The sequence below is a fragment of the Kutzneria sp. 744 genome, assembly GCF_000568255.1.
In the GTDB taxonomy this organism is placed as follows: domain Bacteria; phylum Actinomycetota; class Actinomycetes; order Mycobacteriales; family Pseudonocardiaceae; genus Kutzneria.
In genome coordinates, this window is sequence record NZ_KK037166.1 from 2,556,636 (window position 1) to 2,580,378 (window position 23,743).

A 23,743-nucleotide genomic window follows, 5' to 3' on the forward strand; every position below is an offset into this window, starting at 1 on the left:
TCGACGACCCCGACTTCCAGGCTGCGCTGCGGGCCCAGCTCAAGAAGGTCCTGCGCGAGGACTCCGCCCTCGCCGCCGAGCTGTCCGACATGCTCGCCGCCGCCGGTCCCTCGGCGTCCGAGCGGGGCATCGCCATCGGCGGCGACAACACCGGCATCGCGTCGAGCGGCGACGGGGCCATCAACATCCAGCGCCGATGACCGTAGGCGGCGACAGGTCAGTGGATGTCCCTGGGGGCGTCGAGCAGGAGTGAGACGGCGATGGTGACGACGTTGTCGCGGGTGAAGACGTCGACGCCGCCGAGTGTGGCGGACCAGCGGGAGATGATCTCGGGCTCGACGGCGTCGGCGACGGCGTCGTAGTAGAGCTGGAAGAGGGCCCACTGGTTGCCGGGCTCGGCCTGGGAGGCATAGGCGGCGAGCGGGATCCGGGCGACGGCGCGGGCGGTGGTGTGCCAGAGGTCGTAGGTGAAGTCGCGGGAGGCGCGGATGTCGGCGGGGGTGCCCAGGCGGTGGACGTGGCCGCCGACGAAGGTGTCGATGTCGAGGCGGGCGAGGACGTCGTGGGCCCGCAGGACGCCGGGCACGGAGTCGGCGGTGCCCCAGGCCTTGAACGGGGACCAGCCGGGCAGGACGACGTCGCACATGACGGCGGCGCGCTGGCCGGGGACGTGGATGATGATGTTGCCGGCCTCGTGGTTGGGGCCGGGGTAGCTGAGCTCGAAGCGCTCGCCGCCGACGTGCAGGGTTCTGGTGTCGCGGAAGGTGACGGTGGGCAGGGGCCGGTTGGGGTCCCGACTGGCCCTGAGGATGGCGGCGGTGTCCTCGTGCGCGACCCGGATGACGTCACCGAACGCGAAGGCGTTGGCGATGTGGTCGGCGTGGCTGTGGGTGTAGATGATGTGCGTGACGGGCTTGGTGGTCACGCGCCTGATGGCGGCGGGCAGCTGGGCGGCGAGGCTGGGTGGGGCGTCGATGAGCACGACACCGGCCCGAGTGACCACGAAGGACGTCTGGTTGCCGTTGGCGGTGACGGCGTGCATCGAGGTGCCGATGCGGTCGAGGATGTAGCCCTCGGCCGGAACTGGCCGGGGCTTGGCGTCCAGCGGCAGCGGGGCGAAGGTCTTCGTGGGCGTGGCGGCCGCGGCCGGGCCGGCCAGCGACGTCACGCCGAGGCCCGCCCCCGCGGCCGCGCCGAGAGCCAGGGCGCCGCGTCTGGTGATCCGTCCGGTCATCGCCAATCCTCCATACCGATATCTGTATACCTGTATGGCGAGGATTATCGAGCGACCTCGGATTTCCCTCAGAGCCGGGTGGGAGCGGGCTCCGAGTCCGACCCCGGGGAGTGTGGCGTCGGCCGCGGCCGACGCCACACCGCGGCTCAGACCCGCCGCAGGATGACGATCGGGATGTCGCGGTCGGTCTTGGCCTGATAGTCGTCGTACGCGGGCCAGATCGAGGTCATGTGCTTCCACAGCCGGGGCTTCTCGTCGGCGTCCGCGTCACGGGCGACGACGTCGAACACCTCGCCCAGGATCTGCACCCGCGCCCGCGGCTCGCCCCGCAGGTTCGAGTACCACAGCGGGGGCTTCGGGGAGCCGCCCTTGGACGCGACCAGCAGCACGTCGTCGCCATCCCGGCCGTAGATCAGCGGCGTGCGCCGGGCCTGGCCCGACCGGCGGCCGATCGTGGTCAGCAGCAGCGTCGTCGCACCCTGCTCGATGTGGCCGTCCGCACCGTCGGTGGCGAGGTAGCGACGGAGGTGGTCCTCGATCCAGTCGCCGCCGCTGACGTCGATGGGATTGTCGAAATCGGGCATGGTGAACGCTCCCTCATGGGACAGAAACCGAGTGGTGCTCGCGTTGAGACGCGCCGCGTCCCGCGGCCCAGCCTAACCCGCACCGCCGGCGGAGCAGACAGCCCTGTCTATTCAGGTCAGACCGGCTGCCCGTGCCTACACCCGTGCGCCAGGGCACGGGCCAGGGACTTCCCTGGGGCGAACGAGCCCAGCCGCGGGCGATGCTTTTCCCTGTCACCGCAAGCAGAACAGGGAAGGAAAATCCCATGTCCGTCACGCGCTTCCACCTCGTCTCCACGCTCAGCCCGGCGCAGGCCATGGCTGTGCTCACCGACTTCGGCCCGGCCCGGGCCCAGAACTGGCCCTCGATCGACACCGACCACTACAAGGTGCACGCCGTCGGCGACACCTGGGCCGAGGTGACCGAGGGCACGGCCGCGGCCTGGGAACGCGCCCGCTACGAGTGGGACGCCGACCAGGGCCGGGTCACCGTGGCGACGCACGAGTCCAAACTGTTCGGCGTGGGCGGCGGATGGGTGTTCCAGCTGACCCCGGACGGCGACGGGACGCGGGTGGACGTGGAGCTGACCCGGGAGCCGCACAACTTCAAGCAGCGCCTGCTCGCCGCCGCGCTGCCGGTGATCGGCCCGGCCAGCCTGAGGAAGTCCTTTGCCGCCGCGCTCAAGGCTGAGTAGTCAGCGCCCCGGCCAACTCCCGCCGCGAGGCGATGCCCAGCTTGGTGAAGACCTTGCGCAGGTGCCATTCCACGGTGCGCGGGCTGAGGAACAGCACGGCCGCGATCTCGGGATTGGTCTTGCCGGCCACAGCGAGACGGGCGATCTGGGACTCCTGTGGCGTGAGCTCCTCCTCGACGACCGGACCGGTGCGTTTGCGGACGGTTTCGCCGGTGGCGCTGAGTTCACGAGCGGCGCGGGCGGCAAAGGCGGCGGCCCCGGCGGCCTGGAACGCCTCATGGGCCGGGCGCAGGAACTCCCGGGCGTCGGAGCGGCGGTTCTCCCGGCGCAGCCACTCCCCGTAGAGCAGCCGGGCCCGGGCCGCCGGCAAGCCGAGCGGCACACCGTCGATGGCCGCCCGAAAGGTGTCGTCGGCCGGCGTGACCAGGGCGTCGGCCAAGGCCTGCGCGCCCTGGGCCCAGTCGGAGCCGGCCGGGCCGGTGCGCTCGGCCAGCCGGTCGCGGGCCTCGGCGGCGGCCGCCATGTCGCCGGCGTGCGCGGCGGCTTCGACCAGCTCCGTCCACGGGGAAATCCCGAAGTGCCCCACGGCTTTCGCCGCCGCGGCCTGGGCGACGACGTAACGGCCAAGGCCGTTGTTCAGCACGGCGCGGGCGTGATCGGCCATGGCCGTGAGCCGGCCCTCGCCGCGATCGGCGCCGTCCCGGGACACCGCCTCGAACAGCTCCACCGCCGGCTTTTCCTGTCCCCGCAACGCCGCCAGCAGCAGTGCGGCGGCGGGATCACCGGCCAGCCCGGTGGCCTCGCGGAGGCTGCGGGCCTCGTCGAGCAGCGTGGCGGCGTCGGCAAGACGGAGATCTGCCACCAGCGCGCCCGCCCGCGCGGTCAACGCCGTGGGCAGGACGAACAGGGCCCCGGCGGTCCGGGCGGCGGCCAGCGCGGACTCGGTGATGCGGCCCCCGTCGGCGTCCCAGACCTCCTGGGCGGCCGGGGCGGTAAGCCACAGCAGGCCCAGGTCGTCGCTCAAAGCGGCCCTGAGCTGCGCGGAGTCTCCGTCCAGCGCCCAGGTCGACAAGGCCGTCAGCAGCAGCCCGGCAGGGTCCTCCCCCGCCGGCAGCGCCCGGGCGGCCTCGGCGGCGGCCGTGAGGTCGTCACCGGCGTGGATGGCCGCGCCCAACGCCGTCAGATAGGTCTCTCGTGCGGCGGGAAGGTCGAGATCCGCCAGCTTCCGGGCGGCGGCCAACAACGGTGGCCCGGCGGCCCGGCCCCGGTTGACGGCGAAGGCCACCTGCGCCCGCAACCGTTCGACACCGGCCTGGTGCAACGGTTCCAGCGGGCCGAGTTCGGCGGCGGCCAACAACTCCGTCACCCGGGCCGGATTTCCGGCGGCGAAACACGCCTGGGCTGCGGCCAGGGCCCGGGCGGCGCGAGGCTTCGGGTCGGCGGTCAGCTCCGCGGCCCGCTCCAGAAACGCTGCGGCGGCGGCAAAACCGCCGCGAGCGCCGGCACGGTCGGCGGATTCCTCCAGCTCGGCGGCGACTTCCTCGTCCAGGCCGAGCGTCGCATGGGCACGGTGCCAGGCCCTCCGATCGGGGTCCTGCCCCGGATCGGTGACGTCGGCGAAGGCCTGATGCACCGCCCGCAGCCTGGCGGGCGTGGCCGACCGCCAGGCGGCCGACCGCACGAGCGGATGCCGGAACCGGACACGGGCCCCGAGTTGGAGCAACTCCGCCGACTCGGCCGCCGCGGCGGCCTCCGCACCGACGTCGAGCCGGGCCAGGGCCCGCCACAGCAGCGGCACGTCCCCGAGCGGTTCGACGGCCGCGGCCAGCAGCAAGGTCTGAGTGTCCGCCGGTAGCTCGGCGATGCGCCGCTGGAAACCCTCCTCGATCCGGTTGGCGATCGGCGTCGACGTCCGCCCGCCGAAACCGAAGGCCAGCTCGGCCGGCGACAGGCCGCGCGGAAGTTCCAGCAGCGCCAAGGGATTTCCCTGCGTCTCGGCGACGATCCGGTCCCGCACGCGGGCGTCGACCGGCCCCGGCAGCACGGAATCGAGCAGCGCGCGGGCCTCCGCGTCCGGCAGGCCGGCCACGCGGAGCTCAGGCAGGCCGCCGAGGAGCTGCTCGTCCCCCGGGCTGCGCGCCGCGAACACCAGGGCCACGGATTCGGCGTCCAGGCGCCGGGCGACGAAGGTGAGGATCACCTCTGACATCCGGTCCAGCCACTGCACGTCGTCCACCACGCACAGCAGCGGCCGCTCGGCGGCGGCCTCGGCCAGCAGCCCAAGCACGGCCAGCCCGATCAGCAGCATGTCCGGTGTGGGGCCCGAGCGCAGGCCGAAGCCGATCTCCAGGGCCTGCCGCTGCGGCTCGGGCAGCCGGTCCACGTGCCCCATCAGCGGCGCGCACAGCCGTTGCACCGTGGCGTAGGCGATCTCGCTCTCCGGTTCGACGCCGACGGCCCGGGACACGCTGTCACCGGGCAGGGTGTCGGCGAGGTAGTCCAGCAGCGCCGTCTTGCCCGCCCCGGCCTCGCCCCGCAGCACCAGCACCCGGCTGTGGCCGCCGCGCACGTCCCTCAGCAGTCGGTCGAGGGTTTCCTGCTCGCGTCGTCGTCCCAGCAGCACGTCGGCGAGCCTACCTGCGGCGGCGCGGACACCCGCCGTCCAGGAAATCCGGGCCTACGGAGTGGCCGGATCCGTGGAGTGGTGGTCAGGCGGCGCGGAACCGGGCCAGGTGGTCGAGGCAGAAGTCCAGCGCCGCCTCCAGGTGCTGCGAGGACCCGGTGGTCATGAGGATCACCACGCCGCCCTGGATGGCGGCGATCACCGCGGAGGCCGCGGCGGAGGCGTCCAGCGCGGGGTCGATGTGGCCGAGGCCCTGCATCTCCCGGATGCCGATCTCGACCCGCTGCCGCCACTGCTCGAACAGCTGCCGGGTCACTTCCCGCGCGGCCGGGGTGCGGCGGTTGATCTCGGTGGTCAACGCCCCGAGCGGGCAGTTCACGCCCTGCCGGCGGTAGCGCTCGACCACCGCGTCCCGCCACTGCCGCCAGGCGTCCCACGAGGTCAGGCCGCTGAGGTAGGGCTCCTGGTCCTCGATCACCCGGTCGGCCTCGCGCTGGGCCACGGCCAGCAGCAGCTGCTCCCGTCCCTCGGGGAAGTAGTGGAACAGCTGGCTCTTGCCGGTGTTGCTGCGGCGGCCGACGTCGTCCAGGGTCACGTTGCCCACGCCGCGCTCCCTGATCTCGGTGGCCGCCGCCTCGATGATCCGCTGCCGGGTCGCGGATCCCTTTTTCGTGAGCACGTCGTCGAATGTACTCAGCGGTCCAGACTGACCTTGGCCCGACGCGACTTCCAGGCCAGGATGCCCGCCTGGACCACGAAGAACGTGCCGCCGGCGGCGGTGTACATGATCAGCGCGACCAGCGAGGGGCTGTCGCCCAGCGCGACCGGGATGTAGCTGCCGCCGGCGATCACCGACAGCGTGCCGGCGATGAGCAGCGGCCACTGCCGGCCGAGCTCAGGGCTGCGCCGCCGCAGGGCCACGACCAGCTGGGCCAGGCCGGAGACGATCGCCCACAGGCCGAACACGAACAGCACCGGCCCGACGCCGCCGGCCGCCGCCGCGGCCCCCAGCCCGACCGCGGCCAGGCCGCTGAGCACGGTGTTGAACACCTGGAGCGTGCGACCGGGGGTGCCGGCCCGCACGTCCAGCAGCGTGGCCACCACGTCGATCAGCGGGTAGATCACCAGCAGCGCGACGACGAGGCCGGTCAGCGGCGTGTGCAGCAGGGCGAACGCCCCCGACCAGACCAGTGCGACGAGACCGCGGACGAGGTAGATGCGGCGCAGCGAGCTCATGTCCGTAACCCTTTCGACCAGGGAAATGCTGACGGACTCCACCTTCACCGCCAGGGTGGCCCGCTCGCCCCGGTGAGACCCACTGGTGCACCCCCTGGGGTGTCGTCCGACCGCCCCTCGACCAGGCGCCCGTCGGCCACGGTCAGCACCCGGTCGGCGATGGCCGTCAGGCGGGCGTCGTGGGTGATCAGGACCGTGGTCCGGCCGGCGGTGAGCCGGCACAGGGGCCCGATCAGGCGGTCGACCGCCTCGCCGTCGAGGCTGGCCGTCGGCTCGTCCAGCACGAGCACCGGGGCATTGGCGACCATGGCCCGGGCGATGGCGATGCGCTGGCGTTGCCCGCCGGACAGGCCGTGGCCGTGCTGCCCGATCACGGTGTCGTACCGTCCGGCAGCCCGGTGACGAAGGCGTGGGCGTCGGCGTCGATCGCCGCTTCGGACGTCGCGGTCGGTGGCCGTCGCGGATCCCGTTTGATGTTGTCCCGGATCGTGCCGTGTGAACATCAGTGTCTCCTGTTGGACGAGGGCCACGTTGCGGCGCAAGGACTCCAGGGTCATCCCGCGCAAGTCCACGCCGTCGAGGCGGATCGTGCCGGCGTCGGGGTCGTGGAAGCGCAGCAGCAGCTTGGCGATGGTGGACTTGCCGGCCCCGCTGGCGCCGGTGATCGCCACGATCTCGCCGGGACGAGCGTCCACAGTGCACTGCACGAGCGCCGGCCGCATCGCTTCCGGGTAGGTGAAGCTCACGGCCCGGAGGCTGAGGTTTCCCTTGGCCCGGCCCAGGGAAACGGCGTCCGGGGCGTCGGCCAGCGGCGGTTCGGCGTCCAGCAGCTCGACGATGCGCTCGGAGCCGGTGGTGGCGGCGGAGATCATCACCCGCAGCTGGCCGAGTTGTTGCAGCGGGCCGTAGAGGTACGTGAGGATCGCGGCGAATCCCAACACGCCACCGATGCTGAGTCGGCCGGCGGCGACCTCCCAGGTGCCCAGCGCGACGACACCGAGCACGCAGGTGGTCTCGGCGATGTGCACGATCGGCGCGTACCAGGCGCCGAGGCGGGCGATCGACAAGTTCGTGTCGAGCATGCGCTTGCCGGCCGTGAGCAGGCGCTTCTCCTCGGTCTCCTGCCGGTTGTAGGCCTGCACCACGGCGACGTTGGCGAGGTTCTCCTCCAGGATCGCGGTGATGTCGCCGTTCTGGGCGCGCTGCTCGCGCGACCGGTCGTTGACGCGGCGCGCGAAGCGGCGGGTGATCACGGCGAAGACCGGGGCGACGAGGAACGCCGCCAGCGCCAGCTCCCAGTTCAGGTAGAGCGCGTAGCCGGCGAAGAACACCACGCTGAACAGCGCGGTCACGATCTGCACGAGGCCGGAGCTGACGAAGCGCTCCACGGTGTCGATGTCGTCGGTGAGCCGGGCCAGCAGGTCGCCGAGGCGTCGCCGCTGGAAGAAGTCCGGCGTCAGCTTCTGCAGGTGCCCGAACACCTTGGTGCGCAGTCTGAGCAGGAACCGCTCGCCCGATCTGGCCGTCAGGTACTGGCCGCCGAACACCAGCCCGCCGGACAGCACGGCGACGCCGGCCCAGATGCCCGCGGGCAGCCAGAACGCCGAGAGGTCGCCGGCCTTGAGCGCACCGTCCACAATGGTGGAGAACATGGAGACCGCGACCGAGTCGCAGGCGGCCGCGGCGATCAGCAGCACCGCCCCGACCGTCAGCCAACGCCGGTCCTTCCTGGTCAGCGGCCAGAATCGGCGGAACACCGCCCGGCTCGACAGCACCGGCGTGACGGAATCCATCGTGCACACTCCCCTGTGTACGGCCGACGGGCCCGCGGCCGTGGTGGCGGCCGCGGGCCGTCGAGCGGTCAGCCTCGCGGCGTGGTCGGCACGCCCGGCCGGATGATCACCGTCTGCGCCGGGCAGCGCGGGACCCACACGATGGTCTGCGCCGGGTCGCGGGGCGTGCAGCGGGGAACGATGCGGATGGACATTTCTGTCTCCTCTCCCAGTAGGACCGACACCGGTCGGTGGCGGCATGGGAACAACGTTAGGGAGGCTCTCGTTTCGACGACGTCTCACGACCTCGATATGCGCGTGAAACATGTGTTGTGCCAGTGTTGGCCCACAACGGAGGAGGGTGGTATGCGCGTGCTCATCGCCGAGGACGAACCCGTGCTGGCGGCCTTCATCGCCGAAGGCCTCAGACAGCAGGCGATGGCCGTCGATATCGCCAGCGACGGCCTGACGGCGGTGCAGAAGCTGGCCGCCGACGAGTACGACGTCGTCGTGCTGGACCGGGACCTGCCCGGCAAGCACGGCGACGACGTGTGTCGGGAGATCGTCGCGACGGGACTGCGGGCGCGGATCCTGATGCTGACCGCGATGGGGGACGTGCGGGAACGGGTGGCCGGGCTTCGCCTCGGCGCCGACGACTACCTGGCCAAGCCGTTCGACTTCGACGAGCTCGTCGCCCGCATCGACGCATTGGGCCGCCGGGCCCGGCCGGCCGCGCCGCCGGTGATGCGGCACGGCGACATCGAGCTGAACACCGCGCTGCGGCAGGTGATGCAGGACGGCCGCTACGTTTCCTTGTCGGTCAAGGAATTCGGCGTGCTGCACGCGCTGATGGCCGCCGACGGGGCGGTGGTGAGCGCCGAGGAGCTGCTCAGCGGCGTGTGGGACGAGAACGCCGACCCCTTCACCAACGCCGTCCGCATCACCATGTCCCGGCTGCGGGCCAAGCTCGACGACCCACAGGTGATCGAGACGGTCGCCGGCGCGGGGTACCGGCTGCGCGGGGAGAAGCCATGACGCGGATCGCGCTGCGGACCCGGCTGACGATCATCCACACCGGACTGTTCCTGGCCGCCAGCCTGGTGGTCGTCGGCCTGATCTACTGGCAGAACCGGTCGAGCATCCTCGGTCTACAGCGGACGGTCATGTTCGAAGGCCCGGCGGTCGTCGTCCCTCGGATGTCCGCGCAGCCGACCGAAGCGGCCTTCGGCGATGTGCTGACCGGCTTACTTCTCCAGTCCCTGCTTACCTTTCTCGGCCTGGGCCTGATCGCCGGTGTGCTCGGCTGGTGGCTGAGCGGACGCGTGCTGCGGCGCGTGCACACGATGACCGCGCAGGCGCAGCAGATCTCCACCGCCAACCTGCACGAGCGGATCGCGCTGGACGGGCCGCAGGACGAGCTCAAGGAGCTGGCCGACACGTTCAACGGCCTGCTGGCCCGGGTCGACGACGCCTTCCAGGTGCAGGGCCGGTTCATCGCCAACGCCTCGCACGAGCTGCGCACTCCCCTGGCCGTGACCCGAACCGTGATCCAGGTGGGACTCTCGTCCACCGATCCGGAGCGGGTGCGGCGGGCGAAGCAGGAGTTGTTGCGCAGCAACGACCGCTCGATCGCGCTGATCAACGGCCTGCTGCAACTCGCCCGTGGGGAAAGGGAACTGGAGCACCGCGAGCCGCTGCGGCTGGACACCGTGGTGGAGACCGCGGTCGCGGAGACCGACGCCCCCTCGGACCTGACGGTCGAGATGCGCACCGAGCCGTGCGCGATGTCGGGCGATTCCCTGCTGCTGAGCCAGGTCTTCCGCAACCTGTTCGACAACGCCGCCCGCTACAACGTGCCCGGCGGCACGGTGTGGATCCGCGTGACCGCGGGCGGGCAGCTGACCGTGGCCAACACCGGGCCGGAGGTGCCGGCCGGCGAGGTGGCGCTGCTGTTCGAGCCGTTCCATCGGGCAACGGACACAAAGGACGGTGTGGGGCTCGGGTTGTCCATCGTGCGGGCCATAGTCTCCGCGCACGGCGGACGGGTCGCCGCCGAGCCGAGGCCCGGCGGCGGACTCGTCGTCACCGTGGACCTACCGGTCAGCGGAACAGCGACTGGCCGGGGACCGACCGCGTCGAGCCGTCCTTCAGCGTGATCGTGACGTTGCCGCCGAGCAGGCCGGTCGGCGGGTCGGCCGGCCACCACGCCGTCCACCGGCCGCCGTCGACCAGCGCGTCGATCGTGCGGTCGCCCTCGTGCAGGGTGATGGCCTTGACGTCAGCTCCGGCGCTGCCCTCGACGTAGTTGAAGGCGCTGGCGCCGTCGCCGTGGCCACCGGCCGTGTCCAGCATGACCGCGTTCGCGGCGAGCTGGGCGACGGGGTCGATGGCCTCGGTCAGGCCGGCCTCGTCGGACCCGACCAGGCACAGCGTGTCGTCCAGCCCCGCGTGAGGATCATCGACGTCACCTCTCCCCGCAGGTCGGCGTTGCTGACCGTGAACGGGCCGGTCGCGTTGGGATCGCCGGTCGCCCGCTGCTCACACCACTGCTGTGCGCCGGAATCCGCCGTCACGCGGACGGCCATGCCCGTCCAGCTGCCGATCGCCGCCGCCGAGAGCACGCCCGGGTTGCCCCGGATCATGTGATACGCCACCGGCGCCACGATCACCGCCGCCGCGGCGCCGACCACCAGCGCGCCGGCGATGGCGATGCGGCGCACCGGCCGGCGGCGCTTCAGGCTCTTCACCGGGGCCGCGTCCGCGAGGATCGAGGACAGCAGCTGCTCCTGGCGGAACTGCTCGGCCGGGGTCAGCTCCCGCTTCGGGGCCGGGTCGAGCGCGGCCAGCATGGTGCGGTTCATGATGCTCCGTTCAGGTTGGCGAAGGCGATCGGCAGATCGGAGACGGGGCCGACGTGCTTGGCCAGGCGGCGCTTGGCCCGGGACAGCCGCATGCTGAACGCCGCACGGGTGCAGCCCAGCACCGTGGCCGCCTCCTTGTCGGACAGGCCTTCCCAGGCGTGCAGGGCCAGCAGCTCCTGGTCCTGTGTGGACAGTGAGCGCCAGGCCTTCACCAGGTCCATGCGGGCCTCGGCCGTGAGCATCGGCTCGTATCCGTCGCCCTGGTCCTGCTCGGCCACGCGCACCGCCACCGCCCGCTGCCGGCGGGCGCTGCGGTCCACGTTCAGCATCAGGTTGCGGGCCGTGCGGAACAGCCAGGGCCTCGGGTCGGGCGGCAGATCCCGCCGTCGCCGCCATGCGGCCAGGAACGTCTCCCCGACCACGTCGTCGGCCTGCACCGTGCGCCTTCGGGCGAACGCGAGCACGTCCGCGTAGTGGGCCCGGTACATGGCCGAGAACTCGGCGTCGGTCTCGATTGCCATCGTTCTCCTTCGTGGGGTTGTCACCCACACATGTCCGACGCCGCCCGATGTGCAACGCCGGGATTCAGAGGTGCTGGCTGAGAACGTCGTGCGTGGCCCGGATCCGCGCGGTCAGGAGGTCGACGGCCAGGTCGGCGTCACGGGCGAGGGCGGCATCGAGCAGGCCCCTGTGATCGTCCGCGGTGTCTTCCTGCGGGCCGGTGGACCAGCGGCGGTAGAGCTCGGCGGTGTCGCGCAGGCGCTGGGCGATGCCCAGGACGCGGCGGTTGCGGCAACCGGCGATCAGCGCCGTGTGGAAGGCACCGTGGGCCTTGCCCCACTCCGGGCTGTAGCGCTTGCCGCTGTTGTCCTGCTTCGGGGTCACGGTGAGCAGGTGATGGGCCCCGACCAGGTGCGACTCCCACTCGGCACCGCCCTGCGTGACCGAGTAGCGCAGGGCCAGCGGCTCGATGTCCAGGCGGGCCTCGGTCAGGTCGCGCAGGTCGTCGGCCGTCAGCTCGGGGACGCGGAAGCCCTGCATGGGGCGGACCTGCACCAGGCCGTGCTCGGCCAGCCGCAGCAGGCTCTCGCGCACCACGCCCACGCCGCTCTCGAAGCGTTTGCACAGCTCAGCGGTCTTGAGCGGCTGGCCGGGGTGTCGGTCGCCGGCCAGGATCTCCCAGCGGATCGCGCTGTACACCCGCTCGTTCGCGGTTGCCTTGTCCGTCACTCGCGCATCTTAAGGTGGACAAATATTCGAGTATATGCATGATAGTCGAATATGATCACGGATGAGAGCGTGCTGACGGACCTGGGCCCGCGGCTCTTCCCGCTGTACGTGTTGTTCGGCACCCCCACCGACGCGTGGGACATCGAGTCCGACCGCACGCAGCGCGTGCTGGCCGTGCCCGGGCTTTCGTCGAGCAGGATCCGCTGTTCGTCGACGGGCTGCGTGCCTACGAGGTGCGGGGCTGGCAGCTCAACGAGGGCCGCATCGTGCTGACCCTCGACCTCGACGCCAACCGCGCCGGCATCGCCTGATTCCCGGATCTGGGGAGGACAAGACCATGCACTTCGACTTCGACGCCAAGGTCGCCGGTCCCGTGCTGCACGGGCCGGCGCTGGAAGCCCCCGAGTTCGACGCGCCCGAGCTCACCCCGTTGACCAAGCCGTTGGCCGAGGCCACCGTGGGCCTGATCGTGACGAGCGGCGCCTACTACCCCGAGCAGATGCGGTTGGGCGAGCGCACCGACCTGTCGTACCGGCTGCTGTCCCGGCACCGCGAGCTCACGGACATCCTGTTCGCGCACAAGACACCCATTCGCCAGTTCGGGCTGGCCGACCCGAACGTGGCCTACCCGCGCGACACCATGGTCGACCTCGAACAGGCCGGAGTTTTCGCCCACTACGCCGAGAACGCCGTCTCCATGGTCGGTTCCATCAGCCGCTACGTGAAGCTCGCTACCGAGACCGCCCCGCGCATCGTCGACGAGTTCGCCGACATGGGCGTCGATCTGGTGCTGGTGGTGCCTTTCTGCCCCCCCCAGTGCCACAACGCCGCCGGCGTGTTGGCCCGGGCCCTGGAACGCCGCGGCCTGCCCACCACCAGCTTGACGACCCTGTACCGGCACGCGATGGCCGTGAAACCCCCGCGCGACCTTCCTGGACTTCCCCCTCGGCTGCCCCGGCGGTCGCCCCGGACGGCCCGAGCAGCAGGGGGAGATCGTCCGCGCCGCCCTGGAAACCGGTGCCGCCCAAGGCGTCGACGATCCCTGGCAGCTGCACCGGCTGCCTTTCCAGTGGGACGAAGACGGTTCCCGCGACTGGGAGCAGCTCGTCGTCGACCTCTACCGGGTGGACGACCAGATCCGCGGCACCGTCCGCGGCAACCTCGGCGCCCACGGCGAGAACCTCAGCAGCATCAACGGCAACGAGAAGGAATTCACCATCCGCTGCGCGTGCTAGGCGGTGCTCCTCGCGGCGCTGCGCATGGGGGCCGAGATCGCCGCGATGCCGTCGGCCGAAGAGGTGGCGGCTAGCCTGTCGCCGGCCGTCCACTGAGGCGCTCGTCCACAAAGGACACCTTGGCGATGCTCTGCTGGTAGAGCTTGAGGCCGATGTCCAGGCGCACCTGGCCGAACTCCAGCATGGTCTGGAGGCTGTCCAGCTCGGCGTTGGCGGTTTCGGCAGCGCTGATGCGGGCGACGGCGTTCTGGGAGCGCATGAGGTTGGTGCAGATGGCGGCGACGACCGAGACCAACAGGGCCACCGCGCACAGGCTGCGCCAGATCGGCGCATCGCTGGCGGTGCCGACAAAACCCTGAGCTGTCTTGGCGAAGGTCTCGCCGCCAATGGCGGGGCCGCCGGTGCAGACGGCGGCCAACGCGCTGCTGACGACACCAATGGTGGCCAGGCGGGAGTTACGGGGGCGGGCCCGGTCGAGGAAGCCGTCGATGTCCACCCGACGGGAACGGACCCGCTCGACCAGCTGGCGCCGTAACGCCTGCTCGTCGTTCACGGGCGTGGAACGTGGTCCCTGCACGGAAAAGACCTCCTCAGACACGGTCGGGTCGCGGGGCGTGAGGCGGCGTCGCGGTGCCGTGGAGGCGCTCGGAGTGGGCGGCGTAGGCCTTGCCGGCCAGGTCGTGGATGACCGGCCGGAGCTCGGCGGGCAGCTGGTCGACGGTCATGCGGAAGATCTCGGGATCGGCGTCGTACTCCAGCATGCCGAACAGCAGCGGCACGGTGGCCGGGTCGAGGCCGGACGAGGCGTCGGCCAGCATCTCCTCCCACTCGGCGGCGGTGACACACCGGCCGATGAGCGGCAGGACCTCGTCCTCCTCGGTGACGAGGTGCTCGGTCAGCAAAGGGACCAGCTCGTCGAGGATGGCGGCCACGGCCGCGCCGCCGGAGGCGGTGGAAAGCCAGGCCGTGAGGGCGGTTCCGAGCTCGTCGTTGAGGACCTCGATGGCCCGGTGGTGCCGCTCCATGGTGTGCACGAGCGGAGCGGTCGCCTCCGGCAGCCGGGCGAGGAGCTTGGGCCAGATGTGGACGTCCTCGGCATTGTGGTGATGGTGCAGCAGATCGGCCACCAGCTCGATGTGCTCGACGACGATCCCCACCCGCTCGGTGTCGCCGTCGGGCACGCCGCGCACGAGGGCGGCCATGGCGCCGAACTCGCGCAGCAGCAAGGTATGGACCATGTACATGTCGCGCGTGTTGGCGAGCTGGGTGTCCGTCATGGTGTATCCCAACCGAATTCCGGGGGTGACGGGTCGAGTGTGCCGCATCGCGGGACGTCCGGGCCGCGACGGCACGTGATCGACGAGCTTCTGTGCCTGAACGGTCAGCACCCCGACTTCTGACACGCAGCTCGCCCGGACAGCCACCATACGCGCACGAGAGGCGCCACTCCCGGTCATTCCGGCGGCGGCCGAAAGCCGGTGGGCTCTGCCCGGCCGGGCGGGCTAGGCTCGGAGGATGGCTTGCCGCATCAGTGAAATCGTGATCGAGGCGCGTGACCCCGAGCTGCTGGCGAGGTTCTGGGCCGAGGTGCTGGGCTACGTGGAGATCAACCGCGAGGGCCAGGCGGTGGAGATCGGGCCGCCGGACACGGGGTTCGGCGGCCCGCAGCCGACCCTGGTCTTCGACCGGACCAACGACAACCCGCGGGTGAAGCTGCCGCTGCACATCGACGTCAGCCCGACCGACCAGGACCAGGAGGCGGAGCTGGCCCGGCTGCTGGCCCTCGGGGCCCGCCACGCGGACGTCGGCCAGACGGGGCAGGAGAGCTGGCACGTGCTGGCGGATCCCGAGGGCAACGAGTTCTGCTTGCTGCGGCAGCGAATCAGCTAACGGCCGCGCCGGCGGTCACGGGGCCGACGATCAGCTCGTGCGCCTGGGCGGAGTCGTCCAGCGCGCCCTGGGTCCAGGGTAGCGTGATGTTGGGGTCGCTGGTCACGCCGCGGGGATCGGTGGTGCTCGGCGCGACGATGGTGACGCTGGCCGGCTGCACCTGGTTCTCCGGCGACTCGATTCCGGTCCAGTGCAACAGCATCGAGGCCGACTGACCGTCGGAGATGGTCACCAGGGGCGCGTCGGAGTTGTCGTTGACGACGGTGACGCCGGGCGCGCCGGCCAGCGAGACCGGGAGGCTGCCCTGGAAGTTGCAGGTCACGCCGGGCTTGGCGGTGAACTGCACGGAGGCGTAGCGCTGCCCGGCGCCCGGCGATCCCGGCACGATGGTGGTGTCGACCTGGGCCGAGGTGCACCGGAAGTCGGTCGGCATGGCCGAGGCCGCGGCGGCGGAGGTGAGCACGACGGCGGCGGTGGCCCCGAGCACGGCCGTAGCCGCGACACAACGGCGAAGTCCGGTGTTCATGAGAGATGCTCCCTTCTGAGCGGGTGAGCGGGCGGTGCCGCTCCGTACACAATCCGGTCTACCCTTCACCCGTTCGAGGCACACTCATGAGTGGGATACGCCTCGTCGACGCAACCTCACGTCGTCCCACGCGTCCCCCGCACGTCGGGTAAAGAGACTGCACCGGTCGCTGGTGTTCGCAGCTCGCCGCCTGCGACGAGGCCGTCGGGCCGAGACCGGTGGCCGGTGATCGAGCTGTTGGTGGGCGGCCGGCGCCCTGAGCCTGGCCGACGCGGCGGCGGTGATCTGTCGACGCAGCCGGCTGTGCAAGCAGATCGCCGGGCAGGAGTCCACCGCCCACATGACGGCCCTGAGTGTGCTGACCCTGTTGCGGCATAACGAACAGCGGGCCGCGTTGCAGGCCGACCCGGGCAAGATCCCCGACGCCGTCGAGGACGAGGTGCAGGTCGCGCTGGAGACCCTGTTCCGCCACCAGATGGCCGTGTACGGCGTGTTCGAGCTGCCGGTCGCCTGGTCCTGAGTCAGACGGCGGCGCGGCGGCTGACGACCAGGGCGCCGATCACCGTGAGCAGCACGAAAACGGCGTTGAGCGGCGCCCAGCCGGCGGTGGGGCCGAGCATGGCCACGAGCAGGCCGCCGAGGCCGATGGACAGGGACTGGGCGAACAGGTCGGACATCTGGAGCGCGGACGTGTTGAAGCCGCGTTCGTGCTCCGGCGAAAGGCGCAGCACCAGCACGGACACGCTCGCGGTGGCCAGCCCCATGCCGACGCCGGAGAAGACCCAGGCCGGGGCGGCCACCCACGCCGGCCCCCAGGCCGGCGCGACCGTGGTCACCAGCCCCACACCCACCGCCAGGCTGAGGAAGCCCCAGCGCAGGAACACGCCTTCGCTGAGCTCCGGGCGTCGGGCCTGCAGCCATGATCCGAACGCCCAGCCGATCGCGCCGGCGGTCAGCGGCAGGCCCGTCCACGCCGGCTCGTAGCCGTGAACCTGCTGCAACACCAGCGGTAGGAACGCCTCACAGCCCATGAACGCCGTGGACATCAGGACTCGGGCCACGATCGCGCTGGGCAGCCCCGGCCGCGCGGTCAGCGTGCCCTTCGGCAGCAGCACCAGCACGGCCGGCGTCAACAGGGCCAGCGCGACGACGACAACCCCGATGCCGAGCTCGCCGGCCCCGCCCAGCAGCGCCAGCCCGACCGCGGCCGCCACCGCCGACGACATCAGCCCGCGGTGGGGCTGTGCCGGCCGCTCCTCCTGCTTCGGCAGCCGCCGGACCACGGCCACCACCAACACGAAACCGATCAGCTCGAACGGCAGCAGGCCGAGAAAGGTCCAGTGCCAGCTGAGGTACTGGGTCAGCACCCCGGCGATGGCCGGCCCGAGCAGCGACGGCCCCAGCCAGGCCGACGCCATCGCACTGAGCACCTTCGGACGGTCCCGCTCCGGGTACACCGCCGCGATCATCACGTACAGCGCGACGACCTCCGCGCCGCCGCCGAAACCCTGCAACGCCCGGCCGGCCAACAGCTGCGTCATCGTGCCGGCCGTGCCCGCGACCAGCAGGCCCGCCGCGAACAGCAGCGGCCCCACCACCAGCATCGGCGCCGGCCCCCGGCGGTCGCACACCCGGCCGCCCAGCACATTGCCCACCACCTGCGCGGCCAGGAACATGGTGAACGGCCACGAGTACAGCGCCTCGCCGCGCAGGTCATGCACGATCGTCGGCAGCGCCGTCGTCACGCCCGTCGACTCGAACGCCGCCAGCACCACCAGGATCAGCACCCCGGCGGTCGCGCCCCGGCGGTCCGGCGCCCACAGTGCGCTCCCTCTCGTCACCGTCACCTGTGGACTCTGACATCTCCACCGCCCTGGAGGTCCAGCGGGCGTGCCACGATCGTGGTGTGGACGACACCTGGGCCGGTCTGGCCGACCTGTTCGCCGACGAGGCCTACGCCTCCGTGAAGGGGTATGTGCGGACGTTCGTGCTGCACCACCAGCTGCTGGAGCACCTGCCTCCCCCGCCGGCGTCCGTGCTTGACGTCGGCGGCGGCGCCGGGCATCAGTCCTTGCCCCTGGTCCAGGCCGGTTACGACGTGACCCTGCTCGATCCGTCCGAGGCCATGCTGGCCAAAGCCCGCATCCGGCTCCCCGCCGACGTCACCTTCGTCCACGCCGCCGGCGAGCAGGCCTCCGAGGTCATCGACGAGCGTTTCGACGCCGTCCTGTGCCACGGAGTGCTCGGCTACCTCGACGACCCCGCTCCGTTGGTGGCCCAGCTCTGCGCCTGCGCCAAACCCGGCGGGCTCGTCTCGATCATGACCGCCAACGCCCGCGCCATGGCCGTCCGCCCGGCCATGGAACGCCGCTGGGACGACGCCCTCGCCGCCTTCGACTCCCGCACCGAGATCAACGTCCTCGGCGTCCCCGGCCGCGCCGACACGGTCGAGGACCTCAGCGCCCTCCTCGAAGACAACGGCGTCGACCCCGTTGCCTGGTACGGCGTCTGGCTCTTCGTCGACTGGCACGAGTTCGGCGGCGCCACCCTCGACCTCGCCGACGCCCCGCGCATCGCCGCCGTCGAGCTCGAAGCCGCCCGCCGCGACCCCTACCGCTCGCTCAGCCGCGTGTTCCACCTCCTGGGCCGAAAGCGCCCAGCTTCGCCGGGTTGACGATCATGAGCAGGCGGCGGATGCCGTCCTGACCGGCGTCGATGGTGGCCAGCACCAGCGGCGCGCCGTCGCGGGTGGCCAGCACGGCGGGGCGGCCGTTGACGGAGACGACGGAGATCGAGGCGCCGACGCCGAACCTGGCGAGGGTGCCGACGATGAAGCGGGCGATGTGGTCACGGCCGGTGACGGGCGCGCGGGCGGCGCTGACGATGCCGCCGCCGTCGGAGAGGGAGACGGCGTCCTCGGTGAGCAGTTTCTCCAGGCTGGAGAGGTCGCCGGAGGAGGCCGCGGCGAGGAAGGCGGCCAGGAGCCGGCCGTGGGAGTCGGGGTCGACGGGGGCGTGCCGCTCGGACTCCAGGTGGGTCCGGGCCCGCCGGGCCAGCTGGCGGGCGTTGGCCTCGGTGGTCTCCAGCACCTCGGCGATGTCCCGGAACGAGTAGTCGAAGGCCTCCCGCAGCACGTAGGCGGCCCGCTCCCGGGGCGCCAACCGCTCCATGAGCAGCAGCACGGCCAGGTCGAGGGCCTCGGCCCGCTCGGCGCCGAGGGCCGGGTCGTCGGCCGTGGACACCGGCTCGGGCAGCCAGGGCCCGACGTAGACCTCCCGGCGGGCACGGGCCGAGGTCACGGCGGTGATGGCCAGCCGGGTGGTGATGGATAGACCACGCCACTTGGGTACCGTGCGCCAGAAACGGCTAGAATTTGCCCGGGAGACAGTAATAAAGGCCGTCGTCCCGGGACAATCGTTCTTATTCGGGTAGCTCGAGATACAACTCTGAACTCATGGCAGCGTATCCCCACGAGATTTCAAGTCGGTCTTTCGGCCTGTAGATGGTCGGGGGACTTAGATGTAACGCAAAATCTCTGTCCCTTGCTCCCCATACTCTCCTCCGGCAGTTTAATAGATTCAACAAGTCCAGCGATACTGAGGCTCCCCACGACTAGGATTAGAGGATTTCTGTACACGCCTTGCTGTCGGATACCGCACAGCGCCTGTGTACTGGGCCTTATGAAATCAAGGCAATAGGGCGTACGGGTCCTCAACATTATCTACGGTGATCGGGAGGTCCCTTTCGGACAGCCCCCGTTCCTGGACAACCTGGATATTCGATGTCAAGGTTCGGTGGACCACTGTATCGGCGCGGAACTGGACCAGAAGCGCGCGCTCGACCGGCATTACCCTGCGGCTATGATCCTCTCCGCCGACTCCGGCAGCACCTACGAGAACCTGCTCACCCAGACGCCGCCGTTCCTGCCCGAAGGCGCGCACTTCATGGTCGGCGTCGTCACCGTGCCGCCGGGCGACCCCGGCTCCGGCCCGCACCGGCACACCGGCCCCGTCTTCGGCTACGTGCTGGAGGGCGAGATCCTGTTCGAGCTGGAGGGCGAGGAGCCCTACCCGATCAAGGCCGGCGAGGCCTTCTGGGAGCCCGGCGGCGAGGTCGTGCACTACCAGGCCGGCAACCTGCGCGAGGACATCGCCAGCCGGTTCGTGGTGTGCATGGCCTGCGCTCCGGACGTGCCGATGCTGACTTTCCTTGAGCCCGAGGAGATTCGCGAGCGGGACCACCTGCGCCATCCGTCGGCGCGGCAGTTCTAGACCGTTCTAGTCGCGCCCGTAGGCCTTGCGGGCGATCCGGGCCGCCGACGGCGCGTGGCCGTCGGCCTCGGCCCGGATGTCCGCGATCGTCCGTGACGCCAAGGCCTTGCGCCACTGGAGTTCCGCGTGCTGCATGGCGGCGTCGACCGCGCACCGGCGCCGGAACGAGCTGCGCGGGGCGTCTTCGCCCATGCCGTGCTGGCGGATCTCCGTGCACTGGAAGGCATGCTCGCGGCCCTCGATCGCCGCCACCACGTCCATCAGCGTGATGTCCTCCGGCCGCTGTGCCAGCAGGAACCCGCCGCGCGCGCCCGGCACCGACCGCAGCAGCCCCGCCCGCACGAGTGCCTGCAGCTGCTTGTTCAGGTAGGCCGGCGGGAGGTCGTAACTGGCGGCGAGATCGGCCGCGGGCACGGGCCGGTCGTCATCGAGCCAGGCCAGCGACAACAGGACGTGAACCGACCACTCGACGCCCTGGTTCAACCGCACGGCGGCCACGGTAGAGAACCTGGACGTCGAACGTCAAGAATACCCGCCCGTGTCCGGTGAGGACGGTCACGCTGTCACGTTTCGCCGCCATGCCCGGTCGAAGGATCGAACCGATGCCGAGCGAGAGGATGGAAGCGATGCGGGTGGCAGTGGCCGGTGGCACCGGCCTGATCGGCAAGCTGGTGGTGCGCGAGCTCGGGGCGGCCGGGCACGAGCCGGTGGTGCTGGCGCGGGCCCAGGGCGTCGACCTGGTCAGCGGGGACGGCCTGCCCGCGCGGCTGGCCGGCTGCGAGGAGATCATCGACGTCTGAAACAAGGACACCCTGAACCGCAAGCAGGCCGTGGAGTTCTTCACCCGGGCCGCGCGCACCCTGCTGGCCGCCGGGGCCGACGCCGGCGTGCGGCAGGTGATCACGCTGTCCATCGTCGGCATCGACGACGTCGCCCTCGGCTACTACCTGGGCAAACGCGCGCAGGAGGAGGTCGTGCGCAACGGGCCGCTGCCGTGGAGCATCCTGCGGGCGACCCAGTTCCACCAGTTCCCCGAGCAGCTCCTCGACAGCGCCGTCGGCCCGTTCGCCATCGTGCCCAACTCGCTGTCCCAGCCCGTTGCCGCCGTGGACGTAGCCCGGGCCCTCGTCGCCCAGGTCGGGCGGCCGGCGGCCGGGTACCTGACCCCGATCGCCGGGCCCGAGCGGCTCCGGATGGCCGACATGGCCCGGCGGCTGGTCAAGGCCCAGGGGTCGCACAAGATCGTGGTGCCCGTCCGACTGCCCGGCGGGGTCGGCAAGGCCATGGCCGGCGGCGCCCTGCTGCCCTCGGACGGTTACACCGAGGGACGCCAAACGTTTGCGGACTACTTGCGACAGGTGGAGGGACGTCGATGAACACCTTGCTCCGGATCCTGCTGGTGATCCCCCTCGGCGAGGAGGTCGTGGTCGGCTGCTGGAACCAGTTCGCGCCACGCGGCTTCTACGACAACTTCCCCACCGTGGACCTGAATCCCCCGTTCAGCGACCACTTCGCCCACGACTTCGGCGGGGCCACCATGGGCATCGCGCTCCTGTTGGCCATCGCCATCGTCAAGCCCCGCACCCACTTCGTGGTGCCGGCCGCTTTGGCGTACTCGATGTTCGCCGTGCCGCACTTCTTCTACCACCTGATGAACATGGAGATGGCCAGCCCCGGGCAGCAGGTCGTGCTGACCATCGCCAACGGTTTCGTGGCGCTGCTCGGACTGACCCCCATCGCGGTGGCCGTGGTGCGAGACCGTCGGCTCGCGGCGGCTGCTTGACCCGGGTTCCTCCACGGGCTGGTTCCTCCGCGGACGTGACAGCTTGCCGAGAGAGCCTCCGTCATGCATGAGCCGCGATCGGTGCCAGCGTTCTTCGCTATGCACTGTTCGGAATGCCCACGGGTGGTTGTTTTGCGTGGTGGCTGGCAGCTGCGGTGTGGTTGCGACAGTCGTGGTGGGTGCGGGTGCGGGTGTGCGTCGGGTGTCCGCACCGCGCGGTTGCCGGCCTTTGCCTACAAATTCATCCTCTTTTCGGCACTCCCCCTCCTTTCGACACTCTCGGCCACGCTCGCGGACTCGCTGCTGAACTTGGGCGAGACCTACCACGAACTCGGGCGTCTCGACGAAGCACGCGACCACGTCCAACAGGCGCTCGAACTCATGGAAGCACAACGCCGGCTCCCGGACGCCGAACGAACCCGAGCACTGCTCGACGACATCAACCGCAAGCTCGAAAATGGCTTCGTGGCAACGGAAGGGGTCACCTAGTCGTCACAGGAACGCGTGCCAGCACAAGCCTGAGCGGGAAACCGCTGGTCACCGAGGCTCGCGTGCCGCCGGTCTCGTCACCGACGCCTTCACCAGCACGGCACCAGCCCAAATGCCCGTTCGGCGGCATGAGCGGAAGTCGATGAACCGACTTCACATTCCGGTCCTCAAGGCCGGGTGAGGTGGTGAGGTCGTAGTGCGGCCATTCCCGATGGGCAATTCATTCGGTAAGCGGGCCGTCTCCCTCGGTCGGAGGGAAGGAGACGGCCCGCCGCCGCTCACCGGTGAGCGGCGGCCAACGTCGCTGCGGCCGACTGGTCACCGGCTGGCGGCATCAGCTTCGGGTATTCCTTCTGGAACTTGTCGATCATCGTGGCGGACGGGACGACCCGGTTCGGGTTGCCCTGGCCCGTCGCCTGCTTCTCGCCCCAGGCGCCGGCGGCTTTGCGCTGCTCGGGGGTGCCGTGGCTGTGGAAGCAGTCACCGATGGAGGCGTCCAGATAGGTGACCTCCTGCTGGAGGCGGGAGGTCCAGCCGAAACCCTTGGCGTGCGCGACGAAGTAGCCGCCGTAGGCGTCGGGGCCCATCTCGGAGGACTCGTTGGGCGGGTAGTTGTCGTGGGCGAAGTCGACCTGGTGGCCGTACTCGTGTCCGACCACGGCCTCCACCGAGACGTCGTCGAATCCGAGGGTGTTGACGACGTCGAGCAGCCCGTCACCGAGCGCCACGCGCTTGCCGCCGAGGCTGTCGGCCGGGGCGGAGAAGGCGTTCAGCGTGAGCAGCGGGTTGCGGCCACCCTGCAGTGCAGGCAGTTCGAAGAGCACCTGGGTGGTGAGCGCGGCGGCGGCCTTCACCTTCGCCGGCGCGAGGCCGAGGCTGAAGGTCTGCGCCATCTTCGCCTGGCTGCCGAGATCGGTGCCCTTCCAGGCGACGAGCTGGATGTTCCAGCTCTCGATGTCCCAGAAGCCACGCAGTTTGTCGATGGTGGCCGTGGCGCGCGGGCCGTACTGGCCGTCGGTGCCGAAGACCTGCGGGGACTTGTCGGACGCGACGCCCTGGACGTAGAGCTGGCTGAGCGCCGACAAAGCGGCGAACGCCTTGTTCTCCAGCGGGGTGAGCTGGGCCGCGAGCTTGTTCGCGTACGTCAGCAGCGAACCCTCGGTGCAGCCCGGGATCGGGTCCACCTTGGGCTGGAATCGCGGGCCGATCCGCGGGAGGGGCGAGTCGATGAGCGGGTCGACGCCGCGCAGCGCGCTCGCGGGCAGACCGTTGTAGAGGTCGACGACGTCCTGGTACAGCTGCGCGACGTCCTGGTCGGCGGTGGCTGGGGTGGCG

32 protein-coding genes are annotated in these 23,743 nt (G+C 70.8%); 14 read left to right on the forward strand and 18 right to left on the reverse strand.

Annotated elements, in window-relative coordinates; translation table 11 throughout:
* The coding region (locus KUTG_RS61050; protein WP_198047102.1) for a hypothetical protein at window positions 1-200 on the forward strand (200 nt) is incomplete at its 5' end.
* Between the two features lie 17 nt (window positions 201-217).
* Here KUTG_RS61050 and KUTG_RS11335 read toward each other — a convergent pair.
* Window positions 218-1,234, reverse strand: coding sequence for an MBL fold metallo-hydrolase (locus KUTG_RS11335; RefSeq protein WP_052394337.1), 1,017 nt, complete (start codon window positions 1,232-1,234; stop codon window positions 218-220).
* A 146-nt stretch (window positions 1,235-1,380) separates the two neighbouring features.
* Entirely contained in the window at window positions 1,381-1,818 is a 438-nt protein-coding gene (locus KUTG_RS11340; protein WP_043716726.1) for a nitroreductase family deazaflavin-dependent oxidoreductase, read from the reverse strand.
* 245 nt (window positions 1,819-2,063) lie between these two features.
* On the opposite strand from KUTG_RS11340, the gene KUTG_RS11345 reads away from it, so the two are divergent.
* Window positions 2,064-2,492 (forward strand): SRPBCC family protein, encoded by a 429-nt coding sequence (locus KUTG_RS11345; protein WP_043716728.1) that lies wholly within the window; start codon window positions 2,064-2,066, stop codon window positions 2,490-2,492.
* Here the strand turns inward: KUTG_RS11345 and KUTG_RS11350 are convergent.
* From KUTG_RS11350 to KUTG_RS65170, 5 genes are all read right to left on the reverse strand, one after another.
* The gene (locus tag KUTG_RS11350) at window positions 2,479-5,115 is read right to left on the reverse strand and encodes an AAA family ATPase (protein WP_043716730.1); all 2,637 of its coding nucleotides are present in this window, start codon (window positions 5,113-5,115) and stop codon (window positions 2,479-2,481) included. The two genes, KUTG_RS11345 and KUTG_RS11350, sit on opposite strands and share 14 nt — an antisense overlap.
* Window positions 5,116-5,200: 85 nt before the next feature.
* Window positions 5,201-5,794 (reverse strand): TetR/AcrR family transcriptional regulator, encoded by a 594-nt coding sequence (locus KUTG_RS11355; RefSeq protein WP_043716731.1) that lies wholly within the window; start codon window positions 5,792-5,794, stop codon window positions 5,201-5,203.
* Between the two features lie 14 nt (window positions 5,795-5,808).
* On the reverse strand, window positions 5,809-6,351 hold the full coding sequence (locus KUTG_RS11360) for a DUF308 domain-containing protein (RefSeq protein WP_052394338.1): 543 nt from the start codon (window positions 6,349-6,351) through the stop codon (window positions 5,809-5,811).
* A 44-nt stretch (window positions 6,352-6,395) separates the two neighbouring features.
* Window positions 6,396-8,144, reverse strand: coding sequence for an ABC transporter ATP-binding protein (locus KUTG_RS11365; RefSeq protein ID WP_198047103.1), 1,749 nt, complete (start codon window positions 8,142-8,144; stop codon window positions 6,396-6,398).
* A gap of 68 nt (window positions 8,145-8,212) precedes the next feature.
* Window positions 8,213-8,338 carry a hypothetical protein gene (locus KUTG_RS65170; RefSeq protein WP_255360866.1) on the reverse strand — a complete coding sequence of 42 codons (126 nt, stop codon included), beginning with the start codon at window positions 8,336-8,338 and terminating at the stop codon, window positions 8,213-8,215.
* Between the two features lie 151 nt (window positions 8,339-8,489).
* On the opposite strand from KUTG_RS65170, the gene KUTG_RS11370 reads away from it, so the two are divergent.
* Together KUTG_RS11370 and KUTG_RS11375 are read left to right on the forward strand one after the other, a co-directional pair.
* Window positions 8,490-9,158 (forward strand): response regulator transcription factor, encoded by a 669-nt coding sequence (locus tag KUTG_RS11370; RefSeq protein WP_043716733.1) that lies wholly within the window; start codon window positions 8,490-8,492, stop codon window positions 9,156-9,158.
* The gene (locus KUTG_RS11375) at window positions 9,155-10,279 is read left to right on the forward strand and encodes a sensor histidine kinase (protein WP_043716734.1); all 1,125 of its coding nucleotides are present in this window, start codon (window positions 9,155-9,157) and stop codon (window positions 10,277-10,279) included. The genes KUTG_RS11370 and KUTG_RS11375 overlap by 4 nt, the downstream gene beginning before the upstream one ends.
* Here the strand turns inward: KUTG_RS11375 and KUTG_RS11380 are convergent.
* From KUTG_RS11380 to KUTG_RS11395, 4 genes are all read right to left on the reverse strand, one after another.
* Complete coding sequence (locus KUTG_RS11380; protein WP_043716735.1) at window positions 10,224-10,475, reverse strand: hypothetical protein; 252 nt, start codon at window positions 10,473-10,475, stop codon at window positions 10,224-10,226. The two genes, KUTG_RS11375 and KUTG_RS11380, sit on opposite strands and share 56 nt — an antisense overlap.
* A 44-nt stretch (window positions 10,476-10,519) precedes the next feature.
* A complete protein-coding gene (locus KUTG_RS11385) occupies window positions 10,520-10,984 on the reverse strand; it encodes a hypothetical protein (protein ID WP_043716736.1) in 465 nt (154 codons plus the stop codon).
* Window positions 10,981-11,505 (reverse strand): RNA polymerase sigma factor, encoded by a 525-nt coding sequence (locus tag KUTG_RS11390; RefSeq protein ID WP_043716737.1) that lies wholly within the window; start codon window positions 11,503-11,505, stop codon window positions 10,981-10,983. Before KUTG_RS11390 ends, KUTG_RS11385 begins: the two co-directional genes overlap by 4 nt.
* 64 nt (window positions 11,506-11,569) lie before the next feature.
* A complete protein-coding gene (locus KUTG_RS11395) occupies window positions 11,570-12,214 on the reverse strand; it encodes a GntR family transcriptional regulator (RefSeq protein WP_043716738.1) in 645 nt (214 codons plus the stop codon).
* 134 nt (window positions 12,215-12,348) lie between these two features.
* On the opposite strand from KUTG_RS11395, the gene KUTG_RS58300 reads away from it, so the two are divergent.
* Both KUTG_RS58300 and KUTG_RS58305 read left to right on the forward strand, forming a co-directional pair.
* Window positions 12,349-12,525, forward strand: coding sequence for a hypothetical protein (locus tag KUTG_RS58300; RefSeq protein ID WP_157494460.1), 177 nt, complete (start codon window positions 12,349-12,351; stop codon window positions 12,523-12,525).
* A gap of 26 nt (window positions 12,526-12,551) precedes the next feature.
* Window positions 12,552-13,523 (forward strand): hypothetical protein, encoded by a 972-nt coding sequence (locus KUTG_RS58305; protein WP_157494461.1) that lies wholly within the window; start codon window positions 12,552-12,554, stop codon window positions 13,521-13,523.
* Here the strand turns inward: KUTG_RS58305 and KUTG_RS11400 are convergent.
* Together KUTG_RS11400 and KUTG_RS11405 are read right to left on the reverse strand one after the other, a co-directional pair.
* Window positions 13,520-14,026 carry a hypothetical protein gene (locus KUTG_RS11400; protein WP_157494462.1) on the reverse strand — a complete coding sequence of 169 codons (507 nt, stop codon included), beginning with the start codon at window positions 14,024-14,026 and terminating at the stop codon, window positions 13,520-13,522. The two genes, KUTG_RS58305 and KUTG_RS11400, sit on opposite strands and share 4 nt — an antisense overlap.
* Before the next feature lie 13 nt (window positions 14,027-14,039).
* Window positions 14,040-14,726: a hemerythrin domain-containing protein gene (locus tag KUTG_RS11405; protein ID WP_043716740.1), complete on the reverse strand. Its 687-nt coding sequence runs from the start codon at window positions 14,724-14,726 to the stop codon at window positions 14,040-14,042.
* Between the two features lie 238 nt (window positions 14,727-14,964).
* Here KUTG_RS11405 and KUTG_RS11410 point away from each other — a divergent pair, with 238 nt between their 5' ends.
* Window positions 14,965-15,339, forward strand: coding sequence for a VOC family protein (locus KUTG_RS11410; RefSeq protein ID WP_043716741.1), 375 nt, complete (start codon window positions 14,965-14,967; stop codon window positions 15,337-15,339).
* On the opposite strand, the gene KUTG_RS11415 is transcribed toward KUTG_RS11410, so the two are convergent.
* Window positions 15,332-15,865, reverse strand: coding sequence for a DUF4232 domain-containing protein (locus KUTG_RS11415; protein WP_043716742.1), 534 nt, complete (start codon window positions 15,863-15,865; stop codon window positions 15,332-15,334). The two genes, KUTG_RS11410 and KUTG_RS11415, sit on opposite strands and share 8 nt — an antisense overlap.
* Before the next feature lie 280 nt (window positions 15,866-16,145).
* Here KUTG_RS11415 and KUTG_RS11420 point away from each other — a divergent pair, with 280 nt between their 5' ends.
* The gene (locus KUTG_RS11420) at window positions 16,146-16,385 is read left to right on the forward strand and encodes a hypothetical protein (RefSeq protein ID WP_043716744.1); all 240 of its coding nucleotides are present in this window, start codon (window positions 16,146-16,148) and stop codon (window positions 16,383-16,385) included.
* A 1-nt stretch (window position 16,386) separates the two neighbouring features.
* Here the strand turns inward: KUTG_RS11420 and KUTG_RS11425 are convergent, their stop codons facing one another.
* Window positions 16,387-17,712: an MFS transporter gene (locus tag KUTG_RS11425; RefSeq protein WP_043716745.1), complete on the reverse strand. Its 1,326-nt coding sequence runs from the start codon at window positions 17,710-17,712 to the stop codon at window positions 16,387-16,389.
* A 59-nt stretch (window positions 17,713-17,771) separates the two neighbouring features.
* On the opposite strand from KUTG_RS11425, the gene KUTG_RS11430 reads away from it, so the two are divergent.
* Window positions 17,772-18,539, forward strand: a complete 768-nt coding sequence (locus KUTG_RS11430; protein WP_043728989.1) for a methyltransferase domain-containing protein — start codon at window positions 17,772-17,774, stop codon at window positions 18,537-18,539.
* Here the strand turns inward: KUTG_RS11430 and KUTG_RS11435 are convergent.
* Window positions 18,487-19,164, reverse strand: coding sequence for a sigma factor-like helix-turn-helix DNA-binding protein (locus KUTG_RS11435; protein WP_198047104.1), 678 nt, complete (start codon window positions 19,162-19,164; stop codon window positions 18,487-18,489). The two genes, KUTG_RS11430 and KUTG_RS11435, sit on opposite strands and share 53 nt — an antisense overlap.
* 561 nt (window positions 19,165-19,725) lie before the next feature.
* On the opposite strand from KUTG_RS11435, the gene KUTG_RS11440 reads away from it, so the two are divergent.
* Complete coding sequence (locus KUTG_RS11440; protein ID WP_043716746.1) at window positions 19,726-20,136, forward strand: cupin domain-containing protein; 411 nt, start codon at window positions 19,726-19,728, stop codon at window positions 20,134-20,136.
* A 6-nt stretch (window positions 20,137-20,142) separates the two neighbouring features.
* Here KUTG_RS11440 and KUTG_RS11445 read toward each other — a convergent pair whose 3' ends face one another.
* A complete protein-coding gene (locus tag KUTG_RS11445) occupies window positions 20,143-20,625 on the reverse strand; it encodes an RrF2 family transcriptional regulator (protein ID WP_043728991.1) in 483 nt (160 codons plus the stop codon).
* A gap of 113 nt (window positions 20,626-20,738) precedes the next feature.
* Here KUTG_RS11445 and KUTG_RS61055 point away from each other — a divergent pair, with 113 nt between their 5' ends.
* The 4 genes from KUTG_RS61055 (at window position 20,739) to KUTG_RS61060 (ending at window position 22,408) form a co-directional block, all read left to right on the forward strand.
* A complete protein-coding gene (locus KUTG_RS61055; protein WP_198047105.1) occupies window positions 20,739-20,936 on the forward strand; it encodes a Rossmann-fold NAD(P)-binding domain-containing protein in 198 nt (65 codons plus the stop codon).
* Window positions 20,937-20,966: 30 nt separating this feature from the next.
* Complete coding sequence (locus KUTG_RS11450; RefSeq protein WP_198047106.1) at window positions 20,967-21,512, forward strand: SDR family oxidoreductase; 546 nt, start codon at window positions 20,967-20,969, stop codon at window positions 21,510-21,512.
* The gene (locus KUTG_RS11455) at window positions 21,509-21,919 is read left to right on the forward strand and encodes a hypothetical protein (protein ID WP_052394343.1); all 411 of its coding nucleotides are present in this window, start codon (window positions 21,509-21,511) and stop codon (window positions 21,917-21,919) included. Before KUTG_RS11450 ends, KUTG_RS11455 begins: the two co-directional genes overlap by 4 nt.
* A gap of 219 nt (window positions 21,920-22,138) precedes the next feature.
* Window positions 22,139-22,408 carry a tetratricopeptide repeat protein gene (locus KUTG_RS61060; protein WP_043716747.1) on the forward strand — a complete coding sequence of 90 codons (270 nt, stop codon included), beginning with the start codon at window positions 22,139-22,141 and terminating at the stop codon, window positions 22,406-22,408.
* A 278-nt stretch (window positions 22,409-22,686) separates the two neighbouring features.
* On the opposite strand, the gene KUTG_RS11465 is transcribed toward KUTG_RS61060, so the two are convergent.
* Window positions 22,687-23,743: hypothetical protein (locus KUTG_RS11465; protein WP_063753509.1), on the reverse strand; the 1,057-nt coding region annotated here is incomplete at its 5' end.